General features: G+C 64.9%; 9 protein-coding genes. 4 read left to right on the top strand and 5 right to left on the bottom strand.

From position 1 onward, the window contains the following. Both ACU5AP_RS15795 and ACU5AP_RS15790 read left to right on the top strand, forming a co-directional pair. The coding region (locus ACU5AP_RS15795; RefSeq protein WP_446681501.1) for a transposase at positions 1–259 on the top strand (259 nt) is incomplete at its 5' end. Positions 260–628: 369 nt separating this feature from the next. Next, the gene (locus tag ACU5AP_RS15790; RefSeq protein ID WP_446681502.1) at positions 629–1900 is read left to right on the top strand and encodes an SIP domain-containing protein; all 1272 of its coding nucleotides are present in this window, start codon (positions 629–631) and stop codon (positions 1898–1900) included. Here the strand turns inward: ACU5AP_RS15790 and ACU5AP_RS15785 are convergent. Continuing rightward, a complete protein-coding gene (locus tag ACU5AP_RS15785) occupies positions 1805–2335 on the bottom strand; it encodes a helix-turn-helix domain-containing protein (RefSeq protein WP_446681500.1) in 531 nt (176 codons plus the stop codon). The two genes, ACU5AP_RS15790 and ACU5AP_RS15785, sit on opposite strands and share 96 nt — an antisense overlap. Positions 2336–2359: 24 nt before the next feature. On the opposite strand from ACU5AP_RS15785, the gene ACU5AP_RS15780 reads away from it, so the two are divergent. Both ACU5AP_RS15780 and ACU5AP_RS15775 read left to right on the top strand, forming a co-directional pair. Next, a complete protein-coding gene (locus ACU5AP_RS15780) occupies positions 2360–2617 on the top strand; it encodes a hypothetical protein (RefSeq protein WP_446681499.1) in 258 nt (85 codons plus the stop codon). 256 nt (positions 2618–2873) lie between these two features. Continuing rightward, complete coding sequence (locus ACU5AP_RS15775; protein WP_446681498.1) at positions 2874–3200, top strand: hypothetical protein; 327 nt, start codon at positions 2874–2876, stop codon at positions 3198–3200. A gap of 82 nt (positions 3201–3282) precedes the next feature. Here the strand turns inward: ACU5AP_RS15775 and ACU5AP_RS15770 are convergent, their stop codons facing one another. The 4 genes from ACU5AP_RS15770 to ACU5AP_RS15755 all read right to left on the bottom strand — a co-directional run. Next, positions 3283–4710, bottom strand: a complete 1428-nt coding sequence (locus tag ACU5AP_RS15770) for a UdgX family uracil-DNA binding protein (RefSeq protein WP_446681497.1) — start codon at positions 4708–4710, stop codon at positions 3283–3285. Beyond that, positions 4710–5951: a putative DNA modification/repair radical SAM protein gene (locus ACU5AP_RS15765; RefSeq protein ID WP_446681496.1), complete on the bottom strand. Its 1242-nt coding sequence runs from the start codon at positions 5949–5951 to the stop codon at positions 4710–4712. The genes ACU5AP_RS15770 and ACU5AP_RS15765 overlap by 1 nt, the downstream gene beginning before the upstream one ends. 54 nt (positions 5952–6005) lie before the next feature. Further along, positions 6006–6302 carry a hypothetical protein gene (locus ACU5AP_RS15760; protein ID WP_341024313.1) on the bottom strand — a complete coding sequence of 99 codons (297 nt, stop codon included), beginning with the start codon at positions 6300–6302 and terminating at the stop codon, positions 6006–6008. Continuing rightward, positions 6299–7682, bottom strand: a 1384-nt coding sequence (locus ACU5AP_RS15755; protein ID WP_446681495.1) for a cbb3-type cytochrome c oxidase subunit I, incomplete at its 5' end; no start/stop codon positions are given. The genes ACU5AP_RS15755 and ACU5AP_RS15760, both read right to left, overlap by 4 nt.

Below are 7682 nucleotides of genomic sequence, written 5' to 3'. Positions count from 1 at the left end.
CTTGCAAGCCAAGGGCGTCACGCCCTGCATCCCGGGCCGCAAATCCCGCACCGAGCCCATCCGCTACGACAAGCGCCGCTATAGACGTCGCAATCGCATAGAGATCATGTTCGGACGCCTGAAAGACTGGCGGCCGGTCGCCACACGCTATGATCGCTGCCCGACCGCCTTCCTGTCTGCCATAGCCCTCGCCGCTACCATCCTATTCTGGCTATGTGTCCTGAGCCTAGGCCCTGGTCTGGTTGCCCCCGAAAGTTAATCCAATTAACTTAAGTTAAGCAACTTTATCGAGGTCGTTATGGTCGTGGATACGTGAAATCTAATGCGGCGCGCGCCGCCGGGGCCGCTGCCGCGATTGTTCGCGAAGCATTTTGCGGAGGGAGAGGTCGCGGGCGTCGAGACCCTGGGACGACGTTGGAAAGCCGTCCGAATCTACTGCGCCGACATGGCGCGTCTCAACTATCGGGCCGGTCAGCATGTCCGTGTCGAGCTGAGAGATCCGTTCTCGCTGTACGCATCTTGCGGCCGATCGAGACGATGCGGACCCATACGATCTGGAAGTGGACGAGGAGTGGGAAAGCTTTCAACTGAGGGTTCATCTGTATGACGGCGACGGCATCGGCCTGAACTGGGCGCGCAAGGTGAAGGTCGGCGACCGGCTTCGGTTTGGGGTCCGCAAGGCGATTTTCTTGTCAGGCCCGCCAAGTTCCACCTCTTCGTCGGCGACGACACCGCGGCGCCGGCGTTCGCGCCGATGATGCAATCCCTGCCGGGCTCTGAAGACAGGCTCGGCGTCCTGGCGAGCGACAACATGGAGGATCGGCTCGACGACTTTCCTGCGAACACCGACATTCGCTGGCAGTATCGCCAAGGCCGCTCGCCCGTCGCGTCGGAGGACTTGGTCAGCGCGGTCCCTCGGTTGAGCTTGCCGGACGGCGACACCGTCGCCTATGTCGCCGGAGAGGCCAAGACGTGCCAGATGATCCGGGATCATCTGTTGAAGGAGCGGGGATGGGAGACGGGCATGCTGAAGTCACCGGCGGGCGGTCGTCGAGAGAGGATGCGCGAGAACACGATCAACGAAATGCTTCATGTGGCGCGGGAGATCCTGGCTAGTGAAGGAGTGGAGGCCGTCACCAACCCCGCGATCGCGCGCCGGATGGGGCTGACGACACCGGCGATCTATCGGTACTACCTCAGCCACCACGAGCTGATCGCGGCGCTGTCGGCGCGCCTGTATGGCGAACTCACCCGCACGATGACAGCGGCCAAGCTAGAGTGCGACCCCGCGCATCCCACTGCCCCCTTGCTTGCGATGTGCAGGGCGATGCGGCCCTGGTCCACCCGCTTTCCCGCGGAGTTCCGGTTGCTGTTCGCAAGGCGCTCCCCGCTGGAAACGGATGCGGAAGCCGGCGAGGCGTTCGGCGGAGCCTTCCTGGATGAGGTGGCCCTAATCTGGAAACGGAAACCCTTCGATACGCCAGATCTCGAAAACCTGTCGGACACGCTGTCGAACCAACTGCGCGCTTATTCACGGGAGACCGACGAGCGCCTGCCGCCGGGCGCCGTCTATGTATTCCTGTCGGGCTGGGTCCGGCTTTATGGCGTGCTGAGCATGGAGGTGCACCAACTGCTGGCCTTCGCGCTGGAAGACGTCGGTCCCTTTTACGAGCGGCAGTTGCAGGAACTCTGTGAGACGTTGGGCGTGGAGTATCTGCCGCTGACCCGCATGATCAGTTCGCGTTCCAAGGCGATCGCGCAAACCTCGGCATGCGTCAGCACGACCGTTCCACGGCCGCACACTCTACGGCGGACTCTGGAAGTACCGGCCGTGGGTCAGGCCGGTGAGCCCCTTGAAGGCCTTGATGAAGTCGCTTGCCGCGCCATATCCGAGACCTAGCCCGATCGTGGTGACGGAAGCGCCCGTGGCCAGCCCCAGAAGGGCTGCCTTGAGGCGAACCTGATTGCGATAGGCGGTGAAGCTCATCCCCGTTTCCCGATGAAACAGGCGCGCCAGGGTTCGGCTCGACAGGCTCATCTTCGCTGCCCAGGCCTCGATGGTGCGGTCGTCCGCGTGGTTTGAGGCCAGGGCGGCGGCGATCCGCTCCAATCGAGAAGTCTCAAGCCGAGGGAGCAACAGGATCGGCGACAGCTTCAAGGCGACTTCATCGGGGAAGATGAGCGCCAGACGCCGGAGGCGGCCGCGGTCGCCGGCGGTCTCGAGGGCGAGAATGATTCCCGCAGCAGCGGGCTGACGGAAATCAATCCGTCCTTGCTCGGAAGCCGGCTGAGAATGCGGCCGCGGCAGTAGACGCTGCGCATTGGCGTCATCCACAACGAGCTCTACCGGGGCGTTCTGGTGTTCGAACGGCAGACTTGGTTGAAGGACCGCAGCACCGGCGCGCGCAATGCACGCAAGGGCGACCCGGCCAGTATTGTCCGTCAGGATGTGCCCGACCTGCGGATCGTTCCTGAGGAGCTATGGCTCAAAGTCCGGGCCCGCTACGAAGAGACCGTAAAAGACATCCTCATTGGCGTCGGTGCGCCCGAGACATCTGCTCAGCGGCAAGCTGACCTGCGGCTGTTGCGGCGGTCCGATAATCCGCAGTGGATCTGAGCAGAGGTTCGTCGCTCCTGGCGACGAGAGCGCGGCTCGGCCGCCTGTGAAAACTGGCGCGGGGCGAAGGGCGGTAACATCGCCAATAGGGTCCTAGCAGCCCTCAGGGATCGCCTTCTGGCGCCGGACATCGTCGCCTCCGCCATGGAGGAAGCGCGCTTGGAAATGGAAACGCAACCAGGAGGTGCGGAGCAGGCGAAGCAAGCTGGAAGCTGAGCTGGCTGAGGCCAAACGCAGGTCGCGGTTGATCGACCAGATGGCCGACGGCGTCCTGAGCAGCGCAGCCATCAAGGAGAAACTGGCCGCACTTGAAGCCCAGCGAGCGACGCTGGAAGCGGAACTAACAACCGAGGTAGCGCCCTCCCCTATATCTCTGCATCCAGGGATCGCAGAGCATTATGGCCGCGTAGTTATCGACCTCGCCCAGGCGCTTCACCGCAGCGACAGCGAGGCGGCCGCTGAAGCGCGCGAGCTGGTCCGCCGGCTGATTGAGACTGGGGTGGACGCCGCTGCCGGAACGGGGCCGCTTTGCACTGACCATGAAAAGCAAAATCGCCGCCCTGGTGAACCAGGACGGCGATGATACTGTAGTATTGGGTGTGGGAGCAGGATTTGGGTGATACCTCACACTTGACTTCCTCGTCTGAGATTTTAGCCGACAGACACTAAAACTCAGCCGATGCGGCCGCGAGGTCCGCCAGGAATTTGGCGCGTTCGCTATCCCTCGCAGCCAGATCAGGCAGGCGCAGCAGATAAGCAGGGTGAACAGTAAGAAACACGCGCGCGCCGTCGTCCGCCGTGATGACCCGGCCCCGCTCGGCCTGCACGGCAGGTTTCCGGCCAAGCACCGCCAGACCCGCCGTTGCGCCCAGCGCCAGGATCAGCCGAGGCTTCACCAGACGTCGTTCATGATCCAACCACCAGCGGCAGGCCTGAACCTCGCTAGGGCTTGGCGTTCTGTGCAGTCGGCGCTTGCCGCGCGGTTCGTGCTTGAAGTGCTTGACCGCATTGGTGAGGTAGAGGTCGCGTCGATGCAGGCCCGCCTCTTCAAACGCCGCGTCCAGAAGACGTCCAGCGGGACCGACAAAGGGCCGTCCGGCCAGATCCTCCTGATCGCCCGGCTGTTCGCCTACCACCATCAGAGCCGCACGCTTGGGGCCCTCGCCGCAGACGCCCTGGGTGGCGTCGCGCCACAAAGGACAGCGGCGGCACCCCTGAACGCCCCGCGCCAGCTCATCCAGATCGCCGGGAACCAGATCATCGGTCGGCGCGCGATCGACGGCGCGCGCGCGGACGCGCTGGAAACGCTCATTGGGTTTCGGTGCGGACTGAGTCACCATGGCTTCAGTGCGAACCGACGCCGCGGCGGTCAGTTCCGGTATAAGCGCCGCCTCAGGCAGGTTCTTCCAGTAGCGCTTGGGCATTTCCGACCGCATCGCCTGAAGCCGCAGCCGTGCGGGATTGAAGGTCGAAGCGTAATAGGTGCGCCAGAAGTCCTCCACGGCGTCCTCGGCCGGGGCCTGCGCCTGTTCGGCGGCAGGGCCGTAGGTCAAGGTCTCGCCGTGCCAATGAGCTGAGCCGTCCGGCGTCAGGATCGACCATCGCATGGCGCTGAACCGACGGACGAAGAAAGGCGCGGTCGCCTGCAACACGCGATGCGCCGGCTCGAACCAGGCGACCCAGTGTTCCCCTGCCTCATCCTCAGCCTGTCGAAAGCGGACGAAGGCCTTCATCTTGTGGGCGGCGCGGCGCACCGCCTTCACCCGATCAGCCGCCTCGGCCACGTCCCGATCCGACAGGACGGCCAGTAGGTCAGGCTGATCCTTCAAGCGCCACAGCAGGCGATACATCAGATCAAAACGATCCTCGGAGCGATGCTGGATCAACTGCGCCGCCGTCTCCATGAAAGCGCTCGGGGCGTTGAATGCGCCCTCGACTTCGGGAAGAGCTGCCGCCTCGTCGAACAGGTCGCCGCGCGAATGGCCCACGACGAACCGCACCTGTGCCGGCTCGACGCCCGCCAACCGCAAACGCCGGGCCGCCTCGCGCCAGCCGTCGAAATCAAGCGGATCGACCAGGACAAGGGTCCGCATCAGAACAGGCTCAACTGTTCGGCCTTGTGTTGGGGGGCCAGGCGCGCACGCAGGTCCGCCGCATCGGTCAGGCCGCCGGGCGTCCAATCCAGCGCCGTGATCCACGGCCGCACCGCCTCGATGGAGCGCGTCAGCCGGCCCACGTCCTCCAACCGCAAGGTCCGATGCCGCCGCACGGACAGAATGCGGTCGACCGCCTTCACACCCAGTCCCGGCACCCGCAGCAGCGTTTCACGCGCTGCACGGTTCACGTCGACGGGAAAGGCCTCGCGCCGACGCAAGGCCCAGGCCAGTTTGGGATCGACGGCCAGATCCAACATCCCATCGTCCGTCCCCTCCCCGATCTCGGGCGCGGTGAAGCCGTAGAATCGCATCAGCCAATCGGCCTGGTAAAGCCGGTGTTCCCGCATCAGCGGCGGCTTGGTCGGCGGCAACAGGCTGGAGCCGTCGGGGATGGGACTGAAGGCGGAATAGTAAACCCGACGCAGGCCGTAACCGCCATACAGGGCGGCGCTGCGCGCCATGATCTCCGTGTCCGGCGCCCCGTCGGCGCCGACGATCAATTGGGTCGACTGCCCCGCTGGAGCGAAGACGGGCGGGCGTTTTCGGTCCCTCTTTTCGGGCCGGGCCGCTTCCAGCTTCAGCCGCACCTGCCCCATGGCCTTGCGGATCGTTCGCGCGTCCTTTTCGGGCGCCAGTCGACCCAGGGCCTCGTCACGAGGCAGTTCGATGTTGGCGGACAGGCGATCGGCATAGAGGCCCGCCAGCTCAACCAGCCGCGCGTCCGCCTCGGGGATCAGCTTCAAATGGATGTAGCCGCGAAAGTCGTGATCTTCGCGCAGTCGCCGCGCGACCTCCACCAGTTGCTCCATGGTGTAGTCGCCGTTGCGGATCACCCCCGACGACAGGAACAAGCCCTCGATATAGTTTCGCTTGTAGAAGGCCAGGGTCAGGTCCACGACCTCCTGCACCGTGAAACGCGCCCGCTCGACGTTCGATGACACCCGGTTGATGCAATAGGCGCAGTCGTAGATGCAGAAGTTGGTCAGCAGGATTTTCAGCAGGCTGACGCACCGGCCGTCCGGCGTATAGGCGTGACAGATGCCCATGCCCTCGGTCGAGCCGATCCCGCGACCGCCCAGGGAATCTCGTTTGGCCGAACCCGATGAGGCGCATGAAGCGTCATACTTCGCCGCATCCGCCAGCACCGCCAGCTTTCGTCTCAAATCAATCTTCGCCATTTGTTCATGATATGTTCTAGCCGTGGAATGATCCAGCTTGGCTGGAGCGATTTCTCAGAACGCCAGCGGTGCGGTCTGCCAGGTCACGCCGACAGCGGCGACCAGAGCGCCGGTCAGGGCGACACGCCGCTCCCAAAGAGCCGGCTCATCCGGCGCCGGACGCCGCGCCATGGCGAAGGCCGCGACGGCGATCAGCGTCAGACACAGAAGGCTGAAACCCAAGCCGATCCAGCGACCGGCGACCGCCTCGGTCGAGGACCACACGTCTGCGGCGCTGGCCAGCAGGTAAAGCCCCAGAAAGTGCGCGGCCCAGATCAGCAGCCCCGCCGTCATGGCCAGCCAGCGCCTCATGCGCCGGAGCCCGGAAACAGTCGGATCAGCAACACCACGATCACCGCCTGCGCCGCCGTATAGGTCATGAAGAGGCCGATCAGGTCTACCGTCGACGGCCGCTCGGCCGACAGCCGCCTGAACGCCCGTCGCAGCAGGATGTAGAGTCCCATTAACATCCCGATCCCGGCGAACATCGCCGACCACCCGAGCAGGGCGAAGACGGCGGCGCCCTGGCTGGTGGCGTCAGGCTTGAGCCCAGCGGTCCACCAGGCTTGCAGCTCAAGCCCTATCGCCGCCGCGGCGCCGATGGCGCTGATGACCAGAAGAAGCGTAGCGAGCGTCTCCGTTCTCTTCGCGGCCCGGCGCAGAACGCGCGGCGCCGCTGCGGCGCACAGCCCTCCTAAGGCCAGACCGCCCAGATGCAGCATCATCGACGCCGTCTCCGGCGGCGCCTGCCACAGATCCGGCCGACGGCTCCACAGGAAGACGTAGGAAAAGCCCGCCAGCAGGCAGACCATGCCGCCGACGATCAGCACGATCACCATAGCCCACCAGCCGTGGCTAGCCGGACCGGAGACATAGTTGGGTACACGCACGCCCGCTCCGATGTCGGTCGTCTTGCGGCCCTGCGGCGCATCCAGAAACCAGCACCAGCGCATGATACAGTAGATCGCCAGCACGCCGCTGACCACGGCGGCGGCATAGGCCTGGATGGTCAGGATCAGGAAGAAGCCGGCCGTGAAGACCGCGCCGAACACGTGCCAGGGCGATGGGCGCGGGAGGCGCAAGACATACTGCGGCTCAGCGTTCAGAGGGCTGGTGACCAGCGTCTGGCGCTCGCCTCCCGCCGCGCCGGGCAGGAACCACCGCCCCTCCTCCACCTCCTTCGCCAAGCTCTTCTGATCCCACAGCGGATAGAGGCTCTTCACCACGGGGACGGAGCGCACGGAATAATAGCCGCTGGGCAGCCATTCCAGACCGGGGCCGTCGTGAATATTGCCCGCCTCGCGCGGGCCGAAGGGGCGGAAGTTGCGGATCATGTCGACGACCCACAGCAGGACCGCCAGGCCGAACAGGAAGGCCCCGACGGTGGAGATGAAGTTGGGTAGATCCCAGCCCCGCCCCGGCAGATAGGTGTAGACTCGACGCGGCATCCCCATCAGCCCCGTCAGATGCATCGGCATGAAAGCGATGTTGTGCCCGGCGAACATCAGCCAGAAGACCCATCTGCCCATGCGTTCGCTCAGCGGCCGGACGCTGGACATGGGCAGCCAGTAGTAGATGGCGGCGAACATGGGAAAGACCATGCCGCCGATCAGGACGTAGTGCAGGTGGGCGACGATGAAGTAGCTGTCGTGGGCCTGCCAGTCGAAGGGCACCATGGCGACCATGACCCCG

This window comes from Brevundimonas sp. RM1, assembly GCF_052907225.1.
This window is presented reverse-complemented; position numbering and strand designations above follow the sequence as displayed.

Bases quoted from the DNA above. Each gene is read 5' to 3' on its own strand.
- ACU5AP_RS15765 (WP_446681496.1), bottom strand. From the start codon at position 5,951: ATGGCGAAGATTGATTTGAGACGAAAGCTGGCGGTGCTGGCGGATGCG.
- ACU5AP_RS15760 (WP_341024313.1), bottom strand. From the start codon at position 6,302: ATGAGGCGCTGGCTGGCCATGACGGCGGGGCTGCTGATCTGGGCCGCG.
- ACU5AP_RS15770 (WP_446681497.1), bottom strand. From the start codon at position 4,710: ATGCGGACCCTTGTCCTGGTCGATCCGCTTGATTTCGACGGCTGGCGC.
- ACU5AP_RS15775 (WP_446681498.1), top strand. From the start codon at position 2,874: ATGGCCGACGGCGTCCTGAGCAGCGCAGCCATCAAGGAGAAACTGGCC.